This is a genomic window from Vibrio sp. QJM3NY_26, assembly GCF_057786005.1.
Genome location: NZ_CM173516.1, coordinates 1115581 through 1138876, shown reverse-complemented (window position 1 = coordinate 1138876; position 23296 = coordinate 1115581). Strand labels below are relative to the sequence as shown.

Below are 23296 nucleotides of genomic sequence, written 5' to 3'. Positions count from 1 at the left end.
TGGTATTTATTATATGAGTTACTCATTAAAAACCCTCCTCCTCCCACCGATTAGTCACGGCGGATAGTCAAGGGCGTAGTGCCAATTATCGCATAACGTCTGGGATGAACACTCAACCGTAGTGCTTTAAACTGCACAAAAAAGTGACAAAAAAGGAGCGTACATACGCTCCTTTTATTCAATCTAACACATATTTATGACTAAGTTCTGTAAAGAACCTTCACTACGTGCCAGCCAAATTTTGTTTTAACAAGGTGTGGTACTAGCGTCTCACCAGAGAAACAAACCTTATCAAACTGAGGCACCATTTGACCTTTTTTGAACTCGCCTAGGTCTCCGCCCTTTTTACCAGATGGACACGTTGAATGCTTCTTCGCTAGCGTTTGAAACTTAGCACCTTTTTTAAGCTGCTTGATGATGTCTTCTGCTACTTCTTTGTGCTTCACCAAAATATGAAGCGCTGCTGCTGTTCTTGCCATGATAATTCTCAGTGCGTTGCGGTCAGTTTACTTACGATGGTTGCTTAGAGCATCGTTAATGAACTGACTATTGTAATTCTGTTTATCGCTAACGACTTGTCGACATAAAACCATCGACAGCGCGCGTTTAGCGTGATTTTAACCCAAGAACTGCCAATCTTCACTCTATAACCGAAAACAACTGCCTTAAAACCCCTAAAAACCGTATAGTGACTTGCCGACATCTCTGTTTCCCTTTAAATTAATCCTTATAAATTAAGCGCGTATTAAGTAGGAGCCACTATGGCCAAACCGATCAGTAAAGCGAGTCAGTCACAGGGAATGTTGATGTTCAAATTATCCCTTACTCAAAGTTTTGCGATTGGCACGCTTAAGGTAAGAGAAATAGTGCCTTTTCAGCCGATGACTCAAATCCCATACTCCCATCATCACGTGATTGGTACGGTGACCATCCGCGATCTTACCGTTCCAGTCATTGATATGTCTGCAGCGATTGGCTTTCGACCGATAACACCCTCTGAATACCAAGATTGTGTGCTCATCGTCACCGATTGTTTAAGAACAGTAGTGGCATTTTTGGTTCGTTCGATTGATAAAATCATTGAATGTGATTGGAAAAGCATTGAATCGCCACCCGCCAGTGTGGGTCGCAATGTATTTGTGACTGGTATTACGCGTTTTGAAGATCGTATCGTTCAAATGCTCGACGTGGAGTTATTACTTTCTAAAATCTACCCGGCTTATGAAAACGCGCATATTCCAATGCTGACCGATGTAGAAAGGGAGCGTCTCAAAGCGCTGAATATCTTATTGGTTGATGACTCTTTAATCGCGAGGAAACAGCTATCTGATGCCTTGGACAGTATCAACATCCCTTACAGCATTTGTAATAACGGCTTAGATGCTATTGACCTGATGCGAGGCGAGGCCGCAAAAGGTACAGCAATTGATCTACTCGTGAGTGATATTGAGATGCCTGGACTCGATGGCTATGAGCTTGCGTTTGAAGTACAAAATGACAGCGCACTGAGTCATGCCTACTGTATTTTGCATACCTCACTGTCCAGTGAAATCTGTGTCGACCGAGCCAATCAGGTAGGTGCACATGAAGCACTTGAGAAGTTCAATGCGGGCGAATTAATCGAAGCCATGCTACGCGGCGCAAAAGTCTTAAACGAAGCATCTACGGCTGCTTAGACGCTATTTTGGAAGCTAAACCTAGCATCATGCTTAATGGTTTAGCTTTTTTAGGATTAGAGATGAATCAATGTAGAACTCTTCCTTAAGATTTCTTTGGCATAGAATAGCTCTTACTCACAAATTCCACTTCCTCTACCTCATTGACATGATTGGTAAAAGACGCCAATGCATAGAGTGTGTTCGCGACTAAGTTAGCGTATTTAAAAAGAATCGGGTCCGGCGATTTTTTGCTTTCATGATGCTCAATACTCACCAATGCTCGCACGACTTTTTTAGCCTGACAGCGACACAAGTGAAGCTCGCTGGACACTCGGTGCCCACCGGGCAAAACAAACCCTTTGAAACCGCCTTCTAGCTGCTCACGGATACAGTGATAATCTTGCTTGAGCTCGACCAATTCAGATTCGGTGATGGCAAGCTTACCGCGCACAGAGCCATTCAAATGGTAGATGTTTGGCTGCAAGCGTTGCAGGATCTCACGAACCCGAGGCTCTAGGTCTAAAGACAATACTAATCCAACTCGGCAACAAAGTTCATCCGATAAAATCTCAAAATCACAGATAGGACTGTCTTCATAAATAAACGGGTAGCAGAACTCGTCCCAATCTCGACTTACTGGTTTCACGTACCGATCCTTACACATAAATATAATCAGACGCCAATATACCAAACTCTTTGATTTAGACATAAAAAAGCCCTCACATTGGAGGGCTCCTAAAGAAATCGGTTAAACGAGCTTATTCGTTAGACACTTTTTTATGGCCTTCTTGCAGGTGAACGAAATCCACCAAATCGTCGCCAGACACTTGGTATGCCTGACCAAAGCCTTTCACAAACAGACCGTTCTCTGCTTTAAGGTTGAACAGAGAGAAGTCTTGAAGTTGGCTAAGACCATCAATGATTTCACCAAAGCGTTCTTGCATCTGGCCGATCACTTGAGTCCAAAGTTCCGTTTCACGCTCAACAACACTAGCTTGAGCATCAAACGTTAGACGCTTGCGTGCGTAAAGCTGCTTCGAGCTCTCTTCATCTTCAATCATCATCAAAGACACTTGAGGATTAGCCTTCAAGTTACGAGCGTGACGAGCAATATCAGAAATGAGAACAAAGTAACCTTCTTGGTTCTGAACGAAAGGTGCGTAACTTACGTTCGGGCGACCTTCTTCATCAACCGTTGCAAGTTGAAGGGTACGGCGCTCTTGGCGAAACTCTTTGATTTCTGGACCTAGGCGACCTTGTAGACGTTCTTGTTTTACTTGCTGTTCCATGGGTAATTCCTTTCTTCACTTTCTCTGATTTATTATTTTTGCCCGAGGTTGAGCGATCATTAGCGAACTAAACGATCCTCGAGCATTGATGTACTGTTTAAGCGAGTAGGCAACCTTATTTAAGCTTGCCGTTAATTATTCTTAAGCTTGTTCTTTTAGTGCTTTGAAGCGTTCTACTTGGTCGGCAATAAGCTCACGCTTTTCATTGCGGCCTAGGTAGATCTTAAAAATGTTCTCGCCCGTTTCACTGAAGAAACCGAAGTAATGACTTTCACGGCCCATGAACGCCTTGCTCACCAAACCGATATGTTTAACGTTATCGAGTTTTAGGTGACCATGAAGCTCGCCCTCTTTGCCCATTAGGTTGTAGTAACCACGTGCTACTTTACCTTTCGGGAATGGTGCTTTTACTTCGAAGATTGAGCCAAATGAATGCATAATTGTGGTCACTGGACCCCAACCAACTAAACCTTCTAGAATCTCTTGAGCACGGCTGCCATCTAGCATTACCGCCATGTCGTTTGGAAAAGCAGCCACTACTTCAACTTCTGAAACGCCTAACTTCTCAGCAATCGCTGTCGGCAGTAGTTTTGGCTCTTCTTCCAAAATTCGAGCGACACGTTGCTCTAGAGTTTCTGTCATTTCTAATGTTGTATCTGTCATTGAATAGGTTTCCGTATAAACGAGCAATTAACGTAAGTTATAAACTAAAAATTCGATATCAAGCGTGTTTCAAACTTGCGTGCGGGTGAGCCCCCGAACCAAACGGTTTCGGTGCTGGGTGCATCGCTTGATATTCAGCGTTAAGCACTTGAATTACGCTCTGTGCAAGGCTCACTGCCCAGAAGCTGCCAGCAATAGTCAGGCTCAGATAATCTTCTGAAAGCTCAACCAGACCATTCTTTTCCCAATGTGAGAACAGAGGCTTCAGATAATCGAACGTGTCTTGTCCCATAAAGGTCGGTAACGTGCTTCTTCTAACAACACCAGAATCAAAACCTGCCTTCAATGAAGAGAAGCTTGGCTCTAATGAGCTTTGCTTGGTCATCATGGCGATAGGTAATTGACCTTGCTTTATAGACTCCATGTAGCTGTCTAAAGTTCGATGCTGCATCACACCATGGCCACCGATGTTGCCACCAGCGCCACAACCAATGGGTAGAACTTCGGCATAAGTTTTCGCTAAGCTGTTGTAAATGCTGCGTTCGCGGTTATCACGCGTCCAGTGATTCACGCTGAGTTGCTTGACCTTATTTTTTGCCATGAACTCGACACCCGTCAAGTACATACTCGCTTTATCTGGCGTGTTCGCTGGTGGTGGAATTTTTCCTTTCTCAACGAGATTAAGCATAGGTGCATTACCCCCAACAATCAGTTGATAGAGGTCAATACCGTGTGCACCAGTAGACATGTAGTCTTCTAAATCTTGTTGGAACACTTCCATTGACTGGTATGGTAATCCGTATAACAGATCAAGAACTATTGGCGCTTGCTCGGTTCGACTCAAAGCACTGATACGTTCTAGCACAACCTCTCGGTCATCTAGGCGCTTAGCACTGCGTCGAACCTGAGTATTGAAACTTTGAATACCGAATGAGAAACGATTGAAGCCACCTTCAAGCGCACGATCAAACATCTCGTCGCCAAAGCGATTGATGCGCCCTTCCAAGGTCATTTCCACATCGTTTGCTAGCGGGAAATATTGGCGAATAGCCTTGCCTAACTGCTCTACTTGTTGAGGAGATAAATCGGTAGGTGTTCCACCACCAATGTAGACGGCGTGAAATAATCCAGACTGAGCCCAAGGGGTTTTGGCTTTTTGCTTCAACTCAACCATCAGCGCATCGAAATACTCATCCACTAATTTACGGCTTGCGGCATTTTGGAAGAAATTGCAGAACGTACAGCGCACGCGACAAAAAGGAATGTGGATATACAAGCAACGCTTATCCTGTTTTTTCCCTTCACTCAGCATCAGTTCGTCAAAGAGTTCTAACTTCTTACTCGGATCGACCGGAATTGAACTTCCTCCGGCATGGGCAGAATGCTTTTTAGCAAACGCAAAACGAAGCGGATCAGGGCTAGAAACACCCAAGATTGATTCGTCATACTTATAGATATTAAGACTCATATAATCTCTCTAAACACTTACATAGCAAAGTCTGGAAGACTATTCGCTAAAACTGAAATAATCATAAATAGACGCAAATGATAATGCAATTGATAATTGATCTTATTTAGATTCTAAGCAATAATCCGATACAGATTTTGGATTTGGTAAAGGATTGAGTGTGAACGTTCCTAGATATGTTATTGCAGGCGGTGCATCGTTAGTGATTCATGCGGCGCTATTATTTGTTGCTCAAGAATCCAAAGTATTCGCGATGCCTGCAGGTAGCCAATCGAACACGGTATCGATCAACTTCACTCCCAAGAGCACGCCTTCTCCAGCTCAACAAAAAACCATCACAGAGCCGGTTGAACCAGAACCAATCAAAGAAACGGTCTCACAAGCTGAACCTAAACCTGTCGAACCCAAGGCAGTCGAACCAAAGCAAGCCAAACCGACACCAAAGAAAAAAGCGATCACCAATAAACCTCAACCCAAGAAAGTAGAGAAAAAGGTTGTTGAAAAGAGAGTCGAGAAGAAGCCGATTCAAAAGAAACCAGTGACTCAGAAAAAGGTCGTTAAGAAAGAACGCCCAGAACCAAAGTCCAAACCAACGCCTCAACCAGAAAAGTTGGCCGACAAGAAAGTCGATAAGAATATGGACGAATCAGCCAATCAACCTCAGGAAGTAAGCCAAGGCGTATCAAACCAAGAGCCCGTATTAGTCACTAAGCCCTCTTTTTCTTCACGCCCCACACCACCAAATTACCCACGCCAAGCTAGACGTCGTGGCGTTGAAGGTGTCGCTACTTATGAGGTCTGGTTAGACGCTGAGGGCAAACAAATTAAACAAGCATTAGTAAATTCATCAGGCGCACTAATGCTCGACAACGCCGCTTTAGACGCCATTAAACAATGGAAATTCTCACCTCACACTGTCAATGGTCGAGCGATTGCTCACCGTGTACAAATACCTGTTCGTTTTAGGTTGGATTAATCATGCAACAAATCAGTTACTTACAATATCAACTTGGCTTAATGACTTGGCCTCTTCTCATCTGCTCAGCATTAACAGCAATGATCATCGCTGAACGTGTCTTCCAAGTGATGTTAAGCATTGGTGTTGGCAAACGCGCCATTCGTCGCGAGCTCAATCAGATCTCGCCAACCAACAGCAAAGAGATTGAGGATCTCGCTCAGTCTATTTCAGGGAAAAGACCGCTGCTGTACAAGGGCGTCTCGATGTTGCTTGCTCACCACTCTTTTTCGAAAGGACTACGTGAAGATGCAGCAGGCATCTGGCTACAAGAAAAACGCCACCAGCTGCACGCAGGTTTAAGGCTGCTTGGTTTGATTGGCGTGATCAGTCCACTAATTGGCTTGCTTGGTACGGTGCTTGGTCTTATTGAGATGTTTAAAGGTGTAGCTGCTACCACCGGAAGTATTACACCAAATGATCTAGCTGACGGCCTTGGCTTAGCAATGAGAACCACAGCTGCAGGTTTGATGATTGCACTGCCTGCGATCTCAGGGTCTCAACTGCTTGGGCTTTGGGCCGATCGGGTTTTGGCGCAGCTAGAACATACTTTGAATTATGTAAATGTGTGGTTAGAAGGCATGTCGATTCAAACTAATCAGTCTGACGAAACTAAAGATTCATCATTAAACAAAGTCGCTGTCGGTGATGCGAGACAAGCATGATTAAAACGCCCCACTCATCTCAAACACAAAGTTTAGCTCCGGACTTAACACCGCTGCTCGACATCATTTTTATCGTGATGGTTTTCCTGCTGCTGACAGCATCGGTGAAGTTGGAGTCATTAGAAGTCGAACTGCCGAGCTCTGATATTAAGAACGTTTCTGAAGTTCATAAAGATTCGATTAGCGTCAATATCTTAGACCACGAACCCTACTGGGCGATTAACGGCCAAGAGTACATCGACTGGGAAAACTTCAAGATTGCATTGCTAGAAGAAACAGGCACATCAGACAAGAAGCCGATCATCATTGGTGCAGATAAAGCCGCCAACGTTGAGAACCTAGTGAAGTTGCTGTCTTTCCTTCAAGAGAACGGAATACCAGCGACTCAATTGCTCACTGAAGATGGCTAGAACAACTCTCAATTTTCATGAGACCTAACACCTTTTATAAGGTTTGGCTATGTACTGGTTGAGTACTCAAACCAAACTTCTATCGATTCGAACTCAACATGCGAACGGACTGCTCACTGAGTATCTTCGCGATTACTCTCCATCAGAAGAAAGTATAAAGAAATTATTATGAAAGACTTAAAAATGCTCAACAAATTAAATAATAACAAAAACTTACTCGCAATCGCTGCAATGAGTTTGGTACTAACAACACCTATCGCCAATGCTAACGACGCTGAGCAACCTCGAATCATCAGTGCGGGCAGTGCTGTGACTGAATTGGTTTTAGCTCTAGGTGCTGAAGAGCAGTTAGTGGCGATTGATGTGACCAGCCATTTCCCTCAAGCAGGGAACCTGCCGAAGATTGGCTACCACCGAAACCTTTCAGCAGAAGGCTTGATTGCCTTAGAGCCAACGACACTGATTGGCTCGGATGAAATGGGGCCAGACAACGCGATTTCTCAATTGAAATCTGCCGGTGTCGATGTCGAGATCGTTAACACCGAAGCAAACGTTGAGGGGTTATTAAAGCGTATCGACCAGATCGCAAAAATTACCCACACCGAAGCTCACTCACAGCAAGTCAAAGCTGAAGTAAATAAGAAGATTGCGGCACTAAAAGCAAACCAAGTACCCAACAACGAAGCGAAGAAAGTTCTGTTCTTATTATTGCATGAAGGTCGCCCGGCGAACGTTGCTGGCGGTGAAACGTCACCAAACGCGATCATTGAATTGGCTGGCGGTGTAAACCCTGCGGCTAAAAACCTGACGTCTTACAAACCACTATCGATGGAATCACTCGTTGAAATGCAGCCTGATGTCATCTTGGTGAGTGGCCGCAGCTACAAAAAAATGGGCGGCGCTGACGCCATTCTTAAATCGCTGCCTATGTTAGCAGCGACTCCTGCTGGCATGAACAAGCAAATCATTACCGTAAAAGGCAGTGCATTAGTCGGCGGACTTGGCCTCGAAAGCCTTTCAGAAGCCAAGCGATTAAACGCTCTTATCTATCCGTTATAACTTATCTACCCGCTATAACTCGACCACCCTATTCTTACTGTTGCTAGCTCAGTTTCCATTACCTACCCGCTTTTCCGCAATGTTGGTGATGGATATTGAAGCTAGCGATGGACATTGAGGCCCTTTATGTTGCTACGATCCGTCCCACTGAAAACATCGATGTTAGGCCTAGGGGCTACCCTAGTCTTCGTCGCACTGTTCTCAATTACCGTTGGGCCAATGAACATTAGCTTAGCTGACAGTGCAGCGAGCTTACTCCAACCAAACAATGATTTAGCCCCACACATCAATTTGGTGATTCAAGAAATCCGTTTACCAAGAACCATCTTATGTATGCTAATCGGCGCGATTCTCGCATTATGTGGTGCCGTCATGCAGGGGCTATTTAGAAACCCGCTTGCTGAGCCAGGGATCATTGGTGTGTCTGCTGGTGCGGCGCTAGGCGCAGCACTGGCCATCGTACTTTTCTCTCAGCTATCGCTTCAATACCCTGCTTTCATGAACTTTGCTGCGGTTCCTGTGTTCGCTTTTCTTGGTGGCGCTTTAACCACACTCTTGGTCTATAAACTAGGCACGGGTAAGTTCGGCACTTCTGTCACCATCATGTTGTTGGCGGGTGTGGCGATCAGTGCGCTCTCTGGCGCTGGTATTGGGTTCTTGAACTTCATCGCTGATGACCAAATGCTGCGTGATCTTTCATTATGGTCGATGGGTTCACTAGCAGGAGCGAAGTGGTCAGGCATTTTGCTTGCTGCAGTTACGCTCGTAGCACTCTTTATTGTTTTTTACCGTCAAGCGATGTCACTGAATGCCCTGCTCTTAGGTGAGTCAGAAGCGCAACACCTTGGCATTCCAGTACAAAAACTCAAACGAAAGCTCATTCTACTGACAGCCGCAGGCGTTGGTATCACAGTGAGCCTGTCTGGCATGATCGGATTCATCGGGCTCGTTATCCCTCATTTAGGTCGTATGTTGGCAGGCCCAGATCACCGAGTTCTTTTGCCATTGTCAGCAGTACTAGGCGCACTACTGCTAACAGCCGCAGACATGTTCTCTCGTGTGGTACTGGCACCAGCAGAATTACCTGTGGGCATTGTTACCGCGATTATCGGCGCTCCATTCTTCTTGTACCTTCTATTTCAACAGAAAGGGAGAATCCTTTAATGTTTCCTTCAGCGTTAAAAGCGACCGATATCGAAGTGAAGTTCGGCAGCAAAGTGATATTAGATGGCGTTTCTATTGAGATTGAGGCAGGAAAGGTAACCACACTGCTTGGGCCAAATGGCGCAGGGAAAAGCACGTTACTTAAAGCCTTGTGCCAAGAGATATCAAGCAACGGCGATATCCAATATTTTGGACACACCAAAGACAAGTGGCCTTCTCAAAAATTGGCGAAGCATCTGGCTATGCTACCTCAGCACAGTACGTTGACCTTCCCATTTTTGGCACATGAAGTTGTCGAGCTTGGTGGAATCCCTCTGCAAGAGTCCAACAAGAAGCTCACCAACATCGCCAGTCAAAAAATGGATGTTGCCGATGTGACTCACCTGAGTGAAAGGCTCTACCCTTCGCTATCCGGCGGTGAAAAACAGCGTGTTCACTTGGCTCGAGTGCTAACCCAGCTTCACTATTCTGGTGACCAATGTATCTTGATGCTTGATGAACCCACATCAGCACTGGATCTTGCCCACCAGCACAACACCTTAAAGATCGCGAGAGATCTCGCCGACAACCACAATGCCGCGGTTATCGTGGTGTTGCATGACCTAAATTTAGCCGCTCAATATTCCGACCGATTAGTGGTATTGAAGGATGGACACTTAGTTTGCGATGGAAGTCCTTGGGAAGCGCTAAAGCCGTCAATGATTGAAGACGTATACGGATACAAAAGTATCGTCGAAAAACACCCAACCATGAGCTTCCCTCAGGTTCATCCCGCACAATAAACGCAACCAAAAACTGGCGCACTTAAAGTATTCGTTCCTTCTAACGCCGACACCATTCAAAGCCTCGATTTAGTCGAGGCTTTTTTATTGGCTCACAGCCTCTCTCTCGCCTTAAACTCAATTTTGTTAGTAACCATAGCAATAAGCTCTCAAACGGCTCACCCAGAGCGTTTGAGGCTCTAGAAATAAACATAATCAGTTAGTGTTGCTAAACTTTTCGCAATTGAGGTTGAATGTAAGACTCGAGCGTAAGCATATAAAAAGAAAAGAAATAACTTCATTTGGCACAAAGCAAGATAGCAGAAGCGATATGAGTTCGAGAGAGAAAGAGAAAGAGAAAGAGAAAGAGAAAGAAAAAGAAAAAGAAAAAGAAAAAGAAAAAGAGAAATTGCAGACACAAAAAAAGCCCCCGTAGGAGCTTCTTTTATCGTGTGTTGATTACTGACTCATGCGAATCAATGACTTACCAATCAACCACTCTAGTTCTTTACCGCTAGTATCACCAAACTGAGTTTCAGTCAGCTTGTATAGACGGTCAATACCGTTTGCAGCGAACTCATGAGCGCTCTCAGCAGTAACGATATGATGGAAAAGTAAACGTAAAATTGCTAGGAACTCAGCGTCTTCAAGTGCTGCAACCCAGCTAGCTGAAAATGCGTCAAGGCCATTTTCAAAGTCAATGTGTTCCATAAACATCTTGAAAATACGACCGTCTAAAGCAGCAGTAAAATCCGTTTTCTTAGGAAAGTGATGACTAATACCTGTACGAGAAACGCCTGTTTGTTGACTCAATGTCGTGTATGACATCTTGTCGTAACCCAATCTCAATAGCTGGTCCACAACGGCATCCATGATCTTCTGGATCGTGATTTCTGTATCTTCTTTACTACGCTTTGGCATATTCAGGCTCTTCTCTTTGTAAATCCATCTAACTCAATCAAATGAAGTCAGAATGAAAATCGTTATCAGCATTATGTGAGCAAGATGTTTTTTCGCAAGTATTTAGAACTAAATGCACACAAATACTATGTACGAACAATTTTACAGTGATGTCTCTTTGGACACTTTGTCTAATTATTCTTCGAAAATCACCTTACAATCCTAAGTCGATAATTTTAAATAACGACTTAGAATATGAAATACCCAACGAAAAATTCATTGTATAAATACCTATCAAGCGATAGATAGTCTTATAAAATCATTCCTGACGCAACTAAGTGAATGATATTCTGACAAATTAATAACATTCCTTTTCAACAAAACGTGAGGTAAATCACATACATATTTATCGGCGCGAATGTAGATATTCATTAAACACCTTAACAAACAACATAGCATACCAGTATAAATTAGTTCAAAGGTTTTAATTTTTGTAGATACAGTTCTAATTGCTCGTTAGAATAACCTCAGACTTTGTAAGAGGATTATTTATGAGCCAAGATATTGGTAACAACGATGTATGTGAGGCTTGCGGTTGCGCAGGTGAAATTGGCTTCATCATTAAAGAAGGCGACGAGGTTGCTGAGGTAACGGTTTACGGCAACTCTAAAGCCCTTATTGAAACTGAATTAGCTAAGTACGTTGAGTTAGCAAAGCAAGTGTCTAGCAATGTTGAATTTGAAGCATCAGAGATGACTGAAGACAGCACAGAATTGCACGCACGCTTTAAATTTGAAGTAAGCGCTGAGAAAATTATTTTCGAACTTAAGACTCGCTCTCTAGCGCGTTAATATAAGCACTTACACTCATAAAATTAAAAGACGAGTTTATTACTCGTCTTTTTTTATTATTTCAACCCAACCTAGAGCACCATTGGTCTCAAAGTCATTTTCAGCCGCACATTTAATCACAACACCGGAGACCTCAACGATAGCACCAACACTATATGCCTTATCATTGTAATAACAAACTCGTTGCTGTGAAGTACTCTGAGTGACAACCACTGCCGTTTTTGCAGGCGTTGATATTATTTTATTAGCACTTACTGATATTGAACAAAACGCAGAGGTCAGAATCACAACGCATTTTAGAATTTGATGCTTTATTCGAACCGAAAATTTACCTTTCATTGTCTCTTATTCCTTTCTACCTACCAACAAATGAGTAAAACACTATGCGAGAATAATTTTTTCTTTATAGTGTTAACGTCTATCGTAATAAGAAGCTTGTTATGCTCCGAATAATTGCACTTATTATTGGTTCCTTAACCATAACAAATGTGACTGCTGAACCACTCGATCAGTATCAAATATTGAACCATCTGGATAATTACGGAAACTTATATTTACGAAATAAGCCATACACATCACTGCCAACAGGGTTAATCGTTGATGGCAACCTCAATATTGAGAACACTGCGATTACCCGCCTACCCAAAGGGTTGGAAGTAAACGGGAGTCTTAAAGGCGGTAACAGCCAACTCACGCGGGTTCCCTCGGGAGTAAAGATAAAAGGCTATGCCGACTTGATTGGTAGTCAGATTACCAGTTGGCCACGAGGTGTGAGAGTGGGCGGATTTATTAACCTCACGGATACTCCCCTCCAGAGGCTACCCAATGGCTTTAGAGTGAAAGGCGACCTGAGCGTGATTCGTACGCCTTTGACAGAGCTACCAAACGGGATAGTGATTGATGGCGATTTATATATAGGCGGTTCTGGGATTACAACATTTCCTGACACCATGACAGTCAAAGGTAATATCTACCTCGGTGGTAACACGATTACCACGTGGCCGACCAGCCTAGAGCTCGGTGGCGCTGTCGCTCGCTAATTTAGCCTAAAGCTCTAATGCTCTAATGCTCTAATGCTCTAATGCTCTAATGCTCTATTGCTCTAAAACTCTAATGCAGCAGCAAGTAGTAATTCAGAAACAAAAAAGGAGCCCAAGGCTCCTTTTTCAATTCAATCAAGTTACTACTCAACTCACAAGCTAACTAACGCTCGTTAACCAATGTTCTTCACTGGATTCGCATAGCTGTCGATCAAGTACTGACGAGCACCTTGTGGCAAGCCAGATAGTTTATCTTCAAACTCCTGCTTAACCGCTGCTGTAATCGACTCGTCTTCTTTTTCCGCTGCCAGCAAGTTTACTGGAAACAGTTTGTAGTTGTCGTGGATCTGGCGGTCGATCTCTTGAGCAAGCGCTTCAGGCGTATCAAAATCTTGGTCGATAACCTGACCGAAACCAACATGAACACGTCCTTTATTGCCGATGATACCTTGAATGATACTTTCGATATCTTCAAATTCACCCTTTTCGTAACTGCCGTTTACGTCTTTTTCAAAAAGCTCGATCGCTTTCGCGATGTCACATGGATCGTTTTCATAAGAAATAGACACAGGAACGATCTTCAACGACTTCACGTATTCAGGGAAGGCGATTTTTTGCTTACGACCTTCAACGTGGAACATCTTCAAGATTGCTGGCTCAGTAAAATCATTGCCGTCTTTTGCACGGCCTTCTTTTTGAGCGATCCAGATAGAATTGCCCGTTTCCAAAGAATGCTTGATGTACGAAGACAACTGCCCTAGTGCTTTCATCATCTCACGCGGCCCTTTCAAAGAACGCTTTACAATAAAGCTCTTATTAAGGCGCATCAGTTCAGTCGCACATGGTTTCTTCAACAAGTTGTCACCAATTGCAATTCGGCAAGTTTGATGATTGTTGTGATGCAATGCGTAATTAACTAATGCTGGATCCATAGCAATATCACGGTGATTTGAAATAAACAGGTAAGCTTGACTAGCGTCCAGTGACTCTACACCTGTGTATGTCACACCATTCGTGGTTTTCGCTAATGTATCTCGCAAGTATTTCTTAACTTCAATCTGAATGGATTCAACGCTGGTCAACTTGCTCCACTTCATTTTTAAGTAAACGCGTAGAATTGGACTCATTAACGTTTTGAACCAAGACGCATGGTTTGAAAAACGGTAGTGCAGAATCGCACTGATAAATTCTTCATCATTAATAAGACGGTTTAGTGCCGCAGGAATTTCATCATCGCCGTAAGGACGAATATCAACATATGGATCGCTTGGAGAGGTCATTTTTTAATTCATATAATAAAAAGCTGGCTCATTCTACGCGTTGTTTTGACTTCTCGCAGCTACAGAGCCCATACTTTTGACAAGGTCAGACCAGAAACATTGAAAATCCCCTGTTATTGTTGGCATTCTTTAAGATTAACGGTAATCTTGACGCCCCAAAATTAAGGTACTATCTATGAACTTCGCTATTGAATATACATCGGCTTACTTTTCACACTTGGTAATTACACCAAGAAAGAAAGTACTTAAACATAGCCTTGTATCGGTTCAAAGTGGCTTGGTTTTGATAAAGCTGGGTAAACAAGAATATGCCGTCGAGCCAGGGCAAAGTATCTGGATTCCCTATGATTGCTTAACATCACTGACCTACTTTCCCAATACCCAAGTGAATCGTGTCGACTTTTCTGTACGTTTGACGGATTCTTTCCCAAGACAGGCGGGTTACATCACTCAAACAAACCTATCTTCAGCGCTACTAGAAAAGTTAGAACTCACCAAAGCTCGTGCTTTAAAAGCAAATAATACCGAACAAGCATTCAAAGATATGCTTTCTGTGCTTAAACAAGAAGTGTTGGCGTTCAAACCGTTGCTTTGCGAGAGCGCCCTGTCTCAGCGATTCAATCAGTGGAACATCGATGATTCGAATCTGCCACAAGAGCACACCTTGGTGATGGTAATGCGCGAAGCGAAGAAACGCATGCAGTCAGGTCAGAAACGTACGCTTGTGATTGATGATTTGTTCTCTGGAAAAGAAGAAGAGTTCGAACAGCTGTGTATGCTCGTGTTTGGTGAAGATCTCTAGCCAAAAGGATCGAGCATCGTTATTCACTCGCTAGAGCCCAACTTCAAGTCACTCTCTAAGCCGAGTTTTTAAACCAAACCAAAGACGCCAAACACTAAAAAGCCGCAAAAACTCAGTTTTTGCGGCTTTTTTAATTCTTAGCATTTCAACTTTTAACTCTCAACATCTCAACATCTCAACATCTCAACATCTCAACATAGATTAATAATCTACCAATCTAGAACGGCAATTCAACCTGCATCATAAGGTCTGCGTCTCGTGAATCATGCCAGCGGTAATCAAAGCGCATGCGAGGTTGCCCGTCGACTTTCTCGCCAAAACCTATGCTCAGCTGAAGGCCATGATTCATCAACCACTCTTCAGTCGACATATCATACTGCTCATCTTCAAGATCTTCTGGGAACCACATACCCAAACCAACATAGTTGGATTCAAGGCTCTGAGTTAACAGTGGCGTGTCTTTGCTTTGAAGAACCCAATCAGACCAATAGTCTGGAGCTTCAGGCTCTTCATCACTTAGCCCGCTGATTTCCATCATGCGTTGGCCAAAAGACTCAATACTCGAAGAGAAGTCTAAGCAGCTGTTGTCATCATCAGAAGTCAGCATGATCGAATCTAAACTAAAGAAATCACAATCAGCTTGAGCAGGCATACTGCATGCTGCAATGATCATCGTCGCTGGTATCGCGCGCTTTAGCATAGTCATCAGACCTCTTAAATTAGTGAATCTACATTATTGTATACAGTCCACTATCTTGCAATATCTTTGTAACTGACTTTGTGCTCAATTTCGCCACATTGCTCCCATTTTGCAAAGCAAGACGGATATCGGTGCTACGAATCTTCACTTTTTCAGGGCAAGCCATCACAGACCACTGCTTGGTAATCTCATCTGATTTATAGAAAGATGAGAATTTAAAGAAGTTATCTGGGCCAATAACAAACGTCAGTTCAGCGTCACGATGTAACTTTTGGAGTTCACTGAGCACTGCATAAGTCGTCACGCTTTCACCTGGAGTAAATAGGCTCTTTTCGATCAAAGAAAGCTCAACTTGATCCAGTGAAAGATCGCTAATAAATGCGTTAACTAACTGACATCTCGTATCAAAGTCTAGCATCTCTTTTCCCCAAGCATGGGCAATACTTGGAACAAGTAAAATTTTGTCAAAGTGAGCCAACGAATCAATCACACTTTTGTGCCCTAAGCTCGGCGGATTAAACGCACTACCGAAAATGGCTATTTTTTCCATTATTTATTACTGCCTTCTCTTTCTAAGCTTGTGCAAAGAGGTTTTTAAATCGGATGATTTAGGTATGATAACACTAGATTTTTAATTTGCTTGCAGGAAAGGAATACGAATGGAACAGTTAATTCGTGACGAAATGCGCGTACTACCTTCAATTGACCCTCACTTCGAAGTGACTCGCCGTGTGGACTTTATCAAAACTAAACTTCAGCAGTCAGGCTGCAAGTCTCTGATCCTTGGTATCAGTGGCGGTGTAGACTCAACGACCTGTGGCCGTTTAGCACAAATGGCAATTAATAGCCTGAATGAAAGCGCTGGTAGCGACAACTACCAATTCATCGCCGTTCGCCTGCCTTATGGTGAGCAAAAAGATGAAGATGAAGCACAGCTTGCTCTGTCTTTCATTCAGCCTTCTCAATCCGTTTCTGTAAACATTAAAGCCGGTGTTGATGGGCTCCACGCAGCATCTCACGTAGCTCTAGAAGGCACGGGATTACTACCAACAGATTCTGCAAAAATCGACTTTGTGAAAGGGAATGTAAAAGCACGTGCTCGTATGATCGCGCAATACGAGATCGCAGGTTACGTTGGCGGCCTTGTCATCGGTACTGACCACTCAGCGGAAAACATTACAGGCTTCTACACCAAGCACGGTGACGGCGCATGTGATTTAGCACCTTTGTTTGGTTTGAACAAACGCCAAGTTCGTGAGCTTGCAGCAACGCTAGGGGCTCCAGAGCAACTTGTTAAGAAAGTACCAACCGCTGATCTAGAAGAGCTTGACCCTCAGAAAGCCGATGAAGCAGCATTGAACCTTTCTTACGATCAAATCGATGATTTCCTTGAAGGCAAAGAAGTCTCTCAAGACGTATCCGATCGTTTAGTTGGTATCTACAAAGCAACACAGCACAAGCGTCAACCAATCCCAACGATCTACGATTAATTTTTTGAATTAATCTCAGAATTAAAAAGGCCGGAAGTTCATTTCAATGATCTTCCGGCCTTTTCTATTTAATGCGTTTTTCTTTATGATCTAGCGAGCTATTAATCCACAACTTCGATATCAGTTTGCGGAACACTGCAACACGCCAGTATCTGCCCCATGTTACGCTCATGCTCTTGCAACGCAGGTACATCTGGTTGGTGAACTTGCCCAGACTCAAGGGTCACTTTACACGCTCCGCAAAAACCAGCACGGCAGCTAGAAGCAATAGACACACCCGCCGATTCCGCCTGTTCTAGTAGCGTTGATTGGTTATTACCTTCAAACAAGTAACCATTAACACTCAACTGCAGTTGCTTCACTGTTTCTTCAGTTGATTGAGCCACGCCAAATGCTTCTTGGTGGTAATGCTGAGGATTAAGCCCCATTTGAATCAGTAGTTTCTTTGCATTGTCCATAAAGCCGTCAGGGCCACACACAAACGCTTGGCGTTTGTGTAACTCTTCAATTTTAGCGACATGAGACACGCTCAAACGGCCAGATAGACCATCCCACTTTTTGGTTGGTTGGCTTAATGAATAAATCACACGAAGACCCGTGTGCTCACTGGCGATCTTATCAATTTCAGCTTGATAAGGGATGTCTTCTTCGCTGCTGCATTGATGATAGAAAACCACGTCATCAATTTGACCATGGTCGGCTAGGTAACGCAGCATCGACAACATTGGCGTAATACCGCTTCCTGCAGACAAAAGCAGTAACGGGTGTTTTGGGTTTGCTTCTAAGTAGAATGCACCATCTGGGTTTTGAGCAACTAGAGTGTCGCCCACTTGGAAATGATCATTGAGCCAGTTTGAGATTTGACCATCGTCCACTCGCTTCACTGAAATCGCCAAACGACCTGCGCGTGTTGGGCTCGAAGATAACGTGTAACGACGAGACACTTTTTCACCATTAATCACCATCTCAATCGGTAGATGTTGCCCTGGCTGATAGCTTGGTAATGCGTGATTCTCTTTCGCTGGCTCTAGCCAGAACGTCGTAAAGTCACGAGCGATCTCTTCTCGCTCAACACACGTTAAATGTAACGACTCAACCCAAGTGTCTTCATAGTGCTCTTTCTCTTTGGTTTCGAGTACTTCAACGACATCACCGGCTTTGACTAAACCTTCATTTTTGGCCACAAGATTCTGACCAAAGAAAACACCACCGCGCTCATTGGCTCGGAATGTAGAGAAGGTATTAAGCGGCTCTTTTGTTGATCTAAATTCGCCACGCTCAACATCAACCGTAGTTAGGATACAACGCTCACAAGGCTTCACCGATTCGAACTCAACCTCGCCGATACGGATACGCTTCCAGCCATCTTCGGCAAAGGCTTCTGTATTTGAAACAACAAAGTTGGTGCGGAACTGATCCATTGAATGTGTTTCTGGGCTGCGGCGATTAAGTTCATCAAGAGAGGCTTGGCTGATCACTAACATTGGGTAACCGTCGGCAAAGCTTACATTATGACCAAGCTTTTCTCGAACACGATTCGATTGCTCACCAGAGAACAGTAGCTCAACACGAACACCAAGCACATCGCTGAACCAATCATCGGCTTCATCACATGTCGTATATGCCGTGAAGCTGTCTTTCCACACCGTTGCTGGCGCTTCTTGCATCTTGAAGCTCGCATACTTTAAGCGCAGCGGTTCTTTAGCTTCATAAGTGAAGATCAAACCATCTGGTTGCAAGCTAGAAGATACCTTGACCATTTTAGGGTACTTACGCGCCGTCACCATTGAGCCATCAGCCAACGCCAACATAAAGCGTCTGTCGAAAGTAAGACCTTGTTTTTCGACCCAAGCAGAAGAGAGCGCGATCCCGCCCACTGACTTAACCGGAAATACATTGATTTGAGATAGAGAAGGCACTTGCTGTGAAGCCTTTTGATCTGACGGTAGCTGCGACATAACGATTCCAATGTTTGTTGTTTGTCCCAATGCTAACAAATGGTTATAAATAGATAAACTGGCAGGCATTAAACACTTGATACTAAGCTATTATCTTGAGATGTTTAGCTTTCTGTTTTGATACATTAAGGCAGCAATGCAGTAACACTCTCCATACGTTCTATACTTTGAACACGATTAATGCATTGAACTTTCATTGAATAAAAAGGATTTATCATGAACAAACTCGTCATTATCATCTTATGTGTACTACTTCCGCCTGTTGGCGTGTTCTTCGCTCGTGGTGCAGGTAAAGACCTATTGATTAACATCATCCTGACTTTCTTCTTCTGGGTGCCAGGAATGATTCACGGACTCTGGGTGGCGACTCGTTAACACGTCTCCTACCATCTCCGAGAATCAATACCGAATAAAATACGCAGAAAAACAAGCTCCTAGCCCTGAAGAGTTAAAAATAGGATGAAATGAAAGTGCTTTTCCACTATCATCCTGTCGCCTAAACGTAAGCGATTGCTTTCACAGATTTCGCCGAGTTTAGGCTCCAACTACATAACACTTCAAATGGTGGGAGCCTTCAATGACACAACTTACGATTACTCGTCCTGACGACTGGCACGTTCATCTACGCGATGGCGAAGTATTAAAAGATACAGTGCGCGATATCAGCCGCTACAATGGTCGAGCGTTAATCATGCCAAACACCATCCCACCGGTAACCGATACGGAAATGGCTTTAGCTTACCGTGAACGCATCATGGCAGAGCAGCCAAGCGAGCAATTCCAGCCTCTAATGGCACTCTACCTGACAGACAACACCACTCCTGATGAAATTCGCAAAGCGAAAGAGTCTGGTGCCGTAGTCGCTGCAAAGCTTTACCCTGCAGGCGCAACGACTAACTCAGATTCAGGTGTAACGTCAGCGCAAAAGATTTACCACGTGTTAGAAGCCATGCAAGAAGTGGATATGTTGTTACTGGTTCACGGTGAAGTAACGGCTCACGATGTTGATATCTTTGACCGTGAAAAAGAGTTCCTAGACACAGTGCTAGCACCAATTGTGAACGATTTCCCTAACCTGAAAATCGTTCTAGAGCACATCACTACTGCAGACGCAGCGACTTTCGTTAAGAATGCTAACGACAACGTAGCGGCAACCATCACAGCTCACCACCTGCTTTACAACCGCAACCACATGTTGGTTGGCGGCATTAAGCCTCATTTCTACTGTCTTCCTATTCTGAAGCGTAACACGCACCAATTAGCGCTTATCGAAGCTGCAACAAGCGGCAGCAAGAAGTTCTTCTTGGGTACAGACTCTGCGCCACACGCTAAAGGCGCAAAAGAGTCAGCATGTGGTTGTGCGGGTTCATACACTGCGCACGCAGCAGTAGAGCTTTACACTGAAGTGTTTGAACTAGAGGGTAAGCTTGAAAACCTAGAAGCGTTCGCGAGCCACAACGGCCCAGACTTCTACGGCATGCCACGTAACTTAGACACCATCACTCTCGTTAAAGAAGACTGGAACGTTGCTGAAACCATGCCTTTCGGTTCAGACATCGTTGTGCCAATCCGTGGCGGCGAGACGATTGCTTGGTCTGTTAAATAGATTCTACGCAGTCAAATAAAACACTTATTAAAAAGCCCTTCACATAAGTGAAAGGCTTTTTTTCTTTCTAATCTAATTCGCTTGATTCTCTGCCATTAGCATCTAACCTTATCTCATGACCTCATATTTAATGAGGTTAATGATAAAAAGAATAATGGTTAAGTATGAATCTAGGCTTAGATATACGCACTCTGTGTTTAATTATGGTGTTCTTGTCTGGTACATATTGTATTGGTCTGATAATTAAACAACAAAATCAAACACGTGTTCTGGGAATGCGCAGCTTTATTTGTTCCATACTTTTATTCATGGCGGGCTTCTCTTTGCTGAGTTTTGGTCCTCATATCTCACCATGGCTTTCAAAAATCACTGCCAATATAACAATCGCTACAGGTTTCGCATTGATGGTATTTAGTCTTACTCAATTAAGGCAGTCCCCTACCATTTACACAAAAATCGTGTTGGCTGTATTACCCATCGTTATGGTTGCCTTGATTTACTTCACCTTTTTTGAAACTTCAACCAATGCGCGTGTCGTGACAATGAGCCTCTACATCACTCTATGTACGATAGCTAGCATGTTAGTCATCAACACAGGGACTATGGCCGATGTCAAAGCGGCACTGTATCTATTACTCGCCGTATTTGCCGTCCACTCACTTTTCATGGTGTTTAGAGTTTGGGTGACACTCAAAGAGCAGACTATTGAGGATTTCTTACAAGCCAGTGACATTCACCAACTGGCTATTATCATAAACGCAATCTTACTGAGCACACTAGGCTTTACGTACAACTGGCTTCTCAATGCGAGGATCATGCAGTCTCTCTATAGTTCTTCAATGAAAGACAGTTTGACAAACCTTTATAATCGTCGAGCAATGAATGACATGCTGAAACGAGAATGGATGCGCAGCGCAAGGCATCAACACCCTCTATCAGTGATAATTCTCGACCTCGACCATTTCAAGCAAGTAAATGATCAATATGGTCACCAAATTGGTGATTGTGTATTGAAAAGAATGGGACGCGTTCTGCTCGATAATCTACGAGCAGCCGACGTCCCTTTCCGATTTGGAGGTGAAGAGTTTTTAATTATGCTACCTGACACCAATATTAATGATGCATACAAAGTAGCTGAGAAACTAAGATTGATTGTTGAAGAAAGCAAATTTTGGCGACAGCAAAGTAATCATTTAACGGCAAGTTTTGGGATTTCTCAACTTCGTTCAGAAGATAAAATGACAGATATGATTAAGCGTGCGGATGAAGCCTTATACTATGCGAAGGAGCATGGTCGGAATACGGTTTGTCATTCAGAAAACGTTCAAGGCGCAACCAAAACCGGTTGCCTGTCTTCCTTCGTTTCGTAAATACAAAACTAACTTTGAGTCAAAAACACCATAGACGAACACTTCTACGGAACATTATTTAAAATACCAATCGTTTGTAACATAAGCCTACTCAATAAGAGTTGCACGATACTGTTCTGCTGATTATTCTCATTTAATCGCAACGTACCCCAAAGAGATATAAATAATGGAAAGTACTTACACCTACCCGATTGGTAAACCTGGAAAAAAATGGCAACAAGCAGAACGTCAAGCATGGTTAGCTCAACGAACGGTTAAGCGTGAATACCAGCAAGAAGTTGTACCAAAGGTTAAAGCACTCGCAGACCGCTTCGACATCGAACAATATGGCGCGCTGAGCTACGACGAAGCTCGCTTCCCGCTCTTCGCTATCAAGAGCAAAAACTGGGACGCATCAAAACCAACGCTCCTTGTAACGGGTGGTGTTCACGGTTACGAAACCAGTGGTGTGCATGGCGCGATCAAGTTCGCCGCAACTCAAGCAGAACAATACGCAGCGCACTTCAACATTGTAGTAGCACCTTGTGTGAGCCCTTGGGGTTACGAAGTGATCAACCGCTGGAATCCAAATGCTGTTGATCCAAACCGCTCTTTCTATGACGGTACGCCAGCAGAAGAATCAGCAAACCTACGAGCTTTAGTGGCCTCTTTGCCAGAAGTATTGGTTCACGTTGATCTGCATGAAACGACAGACTCTGATGAAACTGAATTCCGGCCGGCACTTGCTGCTCGTGATGGTATTGAGTACATCGAAGGCATGATCCCAGACGGTTTCTACACAGTTGGTGATACTGAAAACCCGCAACCAGAATTCCAAGCAGCGGTTATTGCTTCGGTCGAAAAAGTGACCCATATTGCACCAGCAGATGCAGACGGCAAGATCATTGGTTCTGAAGTCACACAACATGGCGTGATCAACTACCCTATGAAGAAGCTAGGCTTGTGTGGTGGTGTGACTGATTGTAAGTACGGCACAACCACTGAGGTTTACCCAGACAGCGATAAAGTAACAGATGAAGAGTGTAATGACGCTCAAGTTGCTGCGGTAGTCGGAGCTTTGGATTACGTAATCCAACACGAATTAAACGCTTAAGCGACTACTTAAGACCTCGCACCACGCACTTAATAGCGAGTTCCCTAATAGCTA

The 23296-nt window shown here is 43.8% G+C and carries 27 protein-coding genes; 16 read left to right on the top strand and 11 right to left on the bottom strand.

The genetic code is table 11. The features are described 5' to 3' along the window. Positions 1-200 precede the first annotated feature (200 nt). Positions 201-479: a peptidylprolyl isomerase PpiC gene (gene ppiC, locus AC3CH4_RS20435; RefSeq protein ID WP_004731852.1), complete on the bottom strand. Its 279-nt coding sequence runs from the start codon at positions 477-479 to the stop codon at positions 201-203. Between the two features lie 282 nt (positions 480-761). Here ppiC and AC3CH4_RS20430 point away from each other — a divergent pair, with 282 nt between their 5' ends. After that, a complete protein-coding gene (locus tag AC3CH4_RS20430; RefSeq protein ID WP_146456463.1) occupies positions 762-1676 on the top strand; it encodes a chemotaxis protein in 915 nt (304 codons plus the stop codon). A gap of 85 nt (positions 1677-1761) precedes the next feature. Here the strand turns inward: AC3CH4_RS20430 and AC3CH4_RS20425 are convergent, their stop codons facing one another. The 4 genes from AC3CH4_RS20425 to hutW all read right to left on the bottom strand — a co-directional run bounded on the left by AC3CH4_RS20425 (position 1762) and on the right by hutW (position 5078). After that, the gene (locus tag AC3CH4_RS20425) at positions 1762-2304 is read right to left on the bottom strand and encodes an ATP:cob(I)alamin adenosyltransferase (protein ID WP_488543698.1); all 543 of its coding nucleotides are present in this window, start codon (positions 2302-2304) and stop codon (positions 1762-1764) included. A gap of 112 nt (positions 2305-2416) precedes the next feature. Next, on the bottom strand, positions 2417-2947 hold the full coding sequence (gene hutZ, locus AC3CH4_RS20420) for a heme utilization protein HutZ (protein ID WP_004731858.1): 531 nt from the start codon (positions 2945-2947) through the stop codon (positions 2417-2419). 141 nt (positions 2948-3088) lie between these two features. Beyond that, positions 3089-3610, bottom strand: a complete 522-nt coding sequence (gene hutX / locus AC3CH4_RS20415; RefSeq protein ID WP_102424125.1) for a heme utilization cystosolic carrier protein HutX — start codon at positions 3608-3610, stop codon at positions 3089-3091. Between the two features lie 58 nt (positions 3611-3668). Beyond that, on the bottom strand, positions 3669-5078 hold the full coding sequence (gene hutW, locus AC3CH4_RS20410) for a heme anaerobic degradation radical SAM methyltransferase ChuW/HutW (protein WP_171311599.1): 1410 nt from the start codon (positions 5076-5078) through the stop codon (positions 3669-3671). A gap of 160 nt (positions 5079-5238) precedes the next feature. Between hutW and AC3CH4_RS20405 the strand changes: the two genes are divergently transcribed. The 7 genes from AC3CH4_RS20405 to AC3CH4_RS20375 all read left to right on the top strand — a co-directional run bounded on the left by AC3CH4_RS20405 (position 5239) and on the right by AC3CH4_RS20375 (position 10588). Next, positions 5239-6054 carry a TonB family protein gene (locus AC3CH4_RS20405; protein WP_171311597.1) on the top strand — a complete coding sequence of 272 codons (816 nt, stop codon included), beginning with the start codon at positions 5239-5241 and terminating at the stop codon, positions 6052-6054. Between the two features lie 2 nt (positions 6055-6056). Continuing rightward, positions 6057-6758, top strand: a complete 702-nt coding sequence (locus AC3CH4_RS20400; RefSeq protein WP_171311595.1) for a MotA/TolQ/ExbB proton channel family protein — start codon at positions 6057-6059, stop codon at positions 6756-6758. Beyond that, positions 6755-7168, top strand: a complete 414-nt coding sequence (locus AC3CH4_RS20395) for an ExbD/TolR family protein (RefSeq protein WP_017077389.1) — start codon at positions 6755-6757, stop codon at positions 7166-7168. The genes AC3CH4_RS20400 and AC3CH4_RS20395 overlap by 4 nt, the downstream gene beginning before the upstream one ends. A gap of 168 nt (positions 7169-7336) precedes the next feature. Further along, positions 7337-8227 (top strand): heme/hemin ABC transporter substrate-binding protein, encoded by an 891-nt coding sequence (locus AC3CH4_RS20390; protein ID WP_488518968.1) that lies wholly within the window; start codon positions 7337-7339, stop codon positions 8225-8227. A 126-nt stretch (positions 8228-8353) separates the two neighbouring features. Continuing rightward, the gene (locus AC3CH4_RS20385) at positions 8354-9391 is read left to right on the top strand and encodes a FecCD family ABC transporter permease (RefSeq protein ID WP_171311591.1); all 1038 of its coding nucleotides are present in this window, start codon (positions 8354-8356) and stop codon (positions 9389-9391) included. After that, positions 9391-10173, top strand: a complete 783-nt coding sequence (locus tag AC3CH4_RS20380; RefSeq protein WP_108187788.1) for a heme ABC transporter ATP-binding protein — start codon at positions 9391-9393, stop codon at positions 10171-10173. The genes AC3CH4_RS20385 and AC3CH4_RS20380 overlap by 1 nt, the downstream gene beginning before the upstream one ends. A 229-nt stretch (positions 10174-10402) precedes the next feature. Beyond that, on the top strand, positions 10403-10588 hold the full coding sequence (locus AC3CH4_RS20375; RefSeq protein ID WP_488543697.1) for a hypothetical protein: 186 nt from the start codon (positions 10403-10405) through the stop codon (positions 10586-10588). A gap of 23 nt (positions 10589-10611) precedes the next feature. Here AC3CH4_RS20375 and AC3CH4_RS20370 read toward each other — a convergent pair whose 3' ends face one another. After that, on the bottom strand, positions 10612-11073 hold the full coding sequence (locus AC3CH4_RS20370) for a TetR/AcrR family transcriptional regulator (RefSeq protein ID WP_004731875.1): 462 nt from the start codon (positions 11071-11073) through the stop codon (positions 10612-10614). A gap of 530 nt (positions 11074-11603) precedes the next feature. On the opposite strand from AC3CH4_RS20370, the gene AC3CH4_RS20365 reads away from it, so the two are divergent. Then, entirely contained in the window at positions 11604-11903 is a 300-nt protein-coding gene (locus AC3CH4_RS20365; RefSeq protein ID WP_065206993.1) for a YfcZ/YiiS family protein, read from the top strand. 39 nt (positions 11904-11942) lie between these two features. Here AC3CH4_RS20365 and AC3CH4_RS20360 read toward each other — a convergent pair whose 3' ends face one another. Beyond that, positions 11943-12242 (bottom strand): DUF1496 domain-containing protein, encoded by a 300-nt coding sequence (locus tag AC3CH4_RS20360; RefSeq protein WP_065206992.1) that lies wholly within the window; start codon positions 12240-12242, stop codon positions 11943-11945. 101 nt (positions 12243-12343) lie between these two features. Between AC3CH4_RS20360 and AC3CH4_RS20355 the strand changes: the two genes are divergently transcribed. Next, positions 12344-12943, top strand: coding sequence for a hypothetical protein (locus tag AC3CH4_RS20355; RefSeq protein ID WP_065206991.1), 600 nt, complete (start codon positions 12344-12346; stop codon positions 12941-12943). Between the two features lie 173 nt (positions 12944-13116). Here AC3CH4_RS20355 and AC3CH4_RS20350 read toward each other — a convergent pair whose 3' ends face one another. After that, positions 13117-14223 (bottom strand): 1-acyl-sn-glycerol-3-phosphate acyltransferase, encoded by a 1107-nt coding sequence (locus AC3CH4_RS20350; protein WP_488543696.1) that lies wholly within the window; start codon positions 14221-14223, stop codon positions 13117-13119. A gap of 175 nt (positions 14224-14398) precedes the next feature. Here AC3CH4_RS20350 and AC3CH4_RS20345 point away from each other — a divergent pair, with 175 nt between their 5' ends. After that, a complete protein-coding gene (locus tag AC3CH4_RS20345) occupies positions 14399-15025 on the top strand; it encodes a hypothetical protein (protein ID WP_017074752.1) in 627 nt (208 codons plus the stop codon). Between the two features lie 217 nt (positions 15026-15242). On the opposite strand, the gene AC3CH4_RS20340 is transcribed toward AC3CH4_RS20345, so the two are convergent. Further along, positions 15243-15731 (bottom strand): hypothetical protein, encoded by a 489-nt coding sequence (locus AC3CH4_RS20340; RefSeq protein ID WP_488527774.1) that lies wholly within the window; start codon positions 15729-15731, stop codon positions 15243-15245. A gap of 22 nt (positions 15732-15753) precedes the next feature. Further along, on the bottom strand, positions 15754-16275 hold the full coding sequence (locus tag AC3CH4_RS20335) for a nicotinate-nicotinamide nucleotide adenylyltransferase (protein ID WP_171311582.1): 522 nt from the start codon (positions 16273-16275) through the stop codon (positions 15754-15756). Positions 16276-16384: 109 nt separating this feature from the next. On the opposite strand from AC3CH4_RS20335, the gene nadE reads away from it, so the two are divergent. After that, a complete protein-coding gene (nadE, locus tag AC3CH4_RS20330) occupies positions 16385-17215 on the top strand; it encodes an NAD(+) synthase (protein WP_488543695.1) in 831 nt (276 codons plus the stop codon). A 101-nt stretch (positions 17216-17316) separates the two neighbouring features. On the opposite strand, the gene AC3CH4_RS20325 is transcribed toward nadE, so the two are convergent. Further along, complete coding sequence (locus AC3CH4_RS20325; RefSeq protein WP_488543694.1) at positions 17317-19173, bottom strand: MOSC N-terminal beta barrel domain-containing protein; 1857 nt, start codon at positions 19171-19173, stop codon at positions 17317-17319. 216 nt (positions 19174-19389) lie between these two features. On the opposite strand from AC3CH4_RS20325, the gene AC3CH4_RS20320 reads away from it, so the two are divergent. From AC3CH4_RS20320 to AC3CH4_RS20305, 4 genes are all read left to right on the top strand, one after another. Then, positions 19390-19548, top strand: coding sequence for a YqaE/Pmp3 family membrane protein (locus AC3CH4_RS20320; RefSeq protein WP_004731890.1), 159 nt, complete (start codon positions 19390-19392; stop codon positions 19546-19548). 202 nt (positions 19549-19750) lie between these two features. After that, entirely contained in the window at positions 19751-20779 is a 1029-nt protein-coding gene (pyrC, locus tag AC3CH4_RS20315; protein ID WP_488543693.1) for a dihydroorotase, read from the top strand. A 275-nt stretch (positions 20780-21054) separates the two neighbouring features. Next, complete coding sequence (locus tag AC3CH4_RS20310; protein WP_488543692.1) at positions 21055-22149, top strand: GGDEF domain-containing protein; 1095 nt, start codon at positions 21055-21057, stop codon at positions 22147-22149. Positions 22150-22315: 166 nt separating this feature from the next. Then, complete coding sequence (locus AC3CH4_RS20305; protein ID WP_488543691.1) at positions 22316-23242, top strand: M14 family metallopeptidase; 927 nt, start codon at positions 22316-22318, stop codon at positions 23240-23242. Positions 23243-23296: the final 54 nt, after the last annotated feature.

What these genes read in the sequence shown, in the direction of transcription:
- hutW (WP_171311599.1), bottom strand. Translation starts at nt 5,078, where the DNA reads ATGAGTCTTAATATCTATAAGTATGACGAATCAATCTTGGGTGTTTCT.
- AC3CH4_RS20350 (WP_488543696.1), bottom strand. Translation starts at nt 14,223, where the DNA reads ATGACCTCTCCAAGCGATCCATATGTTGATATTCGTCCTTACGGCGAT.
- AC3CH4_RS20325 (WP_488543694.1), bottom strand. Translation starts at nt 19,173, where the DNA reads ATGTCGCAGCTACCGTCAGATCAAAAGGCTTCACAGCAAGTGCCTTCT.
- AC3CH4_RS20305 (WP_488543691.1), top strand. Translation starts at nt 22,316, where the DNA reads ATGGAAAGTACTTACACCTACCCGATTGGTAAACCTGGAAAAAAATGG.
- AC3CH4_RS20430 (WP_146456463.1), top strand. Translation starts at nt 762, where the DNA reads ATGGCCAAACCGATCAGTAAAGCGAGTCAGTCACAGGGAATGTTGATG.
- AC3CH4_RS20390 (WP_488518968.1), top strand. Translation starts at nt 7,337, where the DNA reads ATGAAAGACTTAAAAATGCTCAACAAATTAAATAATAACAAAAACTTA.
- AC3CH4_RS20345 (WP_017074752.1), top strand. Translation starts at nt 14,399, where the DNA reads ATGAACTTCGCTATTGAATATACATCGGCTTACTTTTCACACTTGGTA.
- AC3CH4_RS20400 (WP_171311595.1), top strand. Translation starts at nt 6,057, where the DNA reads ATGCAACAAATCAGTTACTTACAATATCAACTTGGCTTAATGACTTGG.
- AC3CH4_RS20355 (WP_065206991.1), top strand. Translation starts at nt 12,344, where the DNA reads ATGCTCCGAATAATTGCACTTATTATTGGTTCCTTAACCATAACAAAT.
- AC3CH4_RS20365 (WP_065206993.1), top strand. Translation starts at nt 11,604, where the DNA reads ATGAGCCAAGATATTGGTAACAACGATGTATGTGAGGCTTGCGGTTGC.
- AC3CH4_RS20370 (WP_004731875.1), bottom strand. Translation starts at nt 11,073, where the DNA reads ATGCCAAAGCGTAGTAAAGAAGATACAGAAATCACGATCCAGAAGATC.
- AC3CH4_RS20380 (WP_108187788.1), top strand. Translation starts at nt 9,391, where the DNA reads ATGTTTCCTTCAGCGTTAAAAGCGACCGATATCGAAGTGAAGTTCGGC.
- AC3CH4_RS20395 (WP_017077389.1), top strand. Translation starts at nt 6,755, where the DNA reads ATGATTAAAACGCCCCACTCATCTCAAACACAAAGTTTAGCTCCGGAC.
- AC3CH4_RS20360 (WP_065206992.1), bottom strand. Translation starts at nt 12,242, where the DNA reads ATGAAAGGTAAATTTTCGGTTCGAATAAAGCATCAAATTCTAAAATGC.
- hutZ (WP_004731858.1), bottom strand. Translation starts at nt 2,947, where the DNA reads ATGGAACAGCAAGTAAAACAAGAACGTCTACAAGGTCGCCTAGGTCCA.
- pyrC (WP_488543693.1), top strand. Translation starts at nt 19,751, where the DNA reads ATGACACAACTTACGATTACTCGTCCTGACGACTGGCACGTTCATCTA.
- AC3CH4_RS20310 (WP_488543692.1), top strand. Translation starts at nt 21,055, where the DNA reads ATGCGCAGCTTTATTTGTTCCATACTTTTATTCATGGCGGGCTTCTCT.
- nadE (WP_488543695.1), top strand. Translation starts at nt 16,385, where the DNA reads ATGGAACAGTTAATTCGTGACGAAATGCGCGTACTACCTTCAATTGAC.
- ppiC (WP_004731852.1), bottom strand. Translation starts at nt 479, where the DNA reads ATGGCAAGAACAGCAGCAGCGCTTCATATTTTGGTGAAGCACAAAGAA.
- AC3CH4_RS20335 (WP_171311582.1), bottom strand. Translation starts at nt 16,275, where the DNA reads ATGGAAAAAATAGCCATTTTCGGTAGTGCGTTTAATCCGCCGAGCTTA.
- AC3CH4_RS20340 (WP_488527774.1), bottom strand. Translation starts at nt 15,731, where the DNA reads ATGACTATGCTAAAGCGCGCGATACCAGCGACGATGATCATTGCAGCA.
- AC3CH4_RS20385 (WP_171311591.1), top strand. Translation starts at nt 8,354, where the DNA reads ATGTTGCTACGATCCGTCCCACTGAAAACATCGATGTTAGGCCTAGGG.
- AC3CH4_RS20320 (WP_004731890.1), top strand. Translation starts at nt 19,390, where the DNA reads ATGAACAAACTCGTCATTATCATCTTATGTGTACTACTTCCGCCTGTT.
- hutX (WP_102424125.1), bottom strand. Translation starts at nt 3,610, where the DNA reads ATGACAGATACAACATTAGAAATGACAGAAACTCTAGAGCAACGTGTC.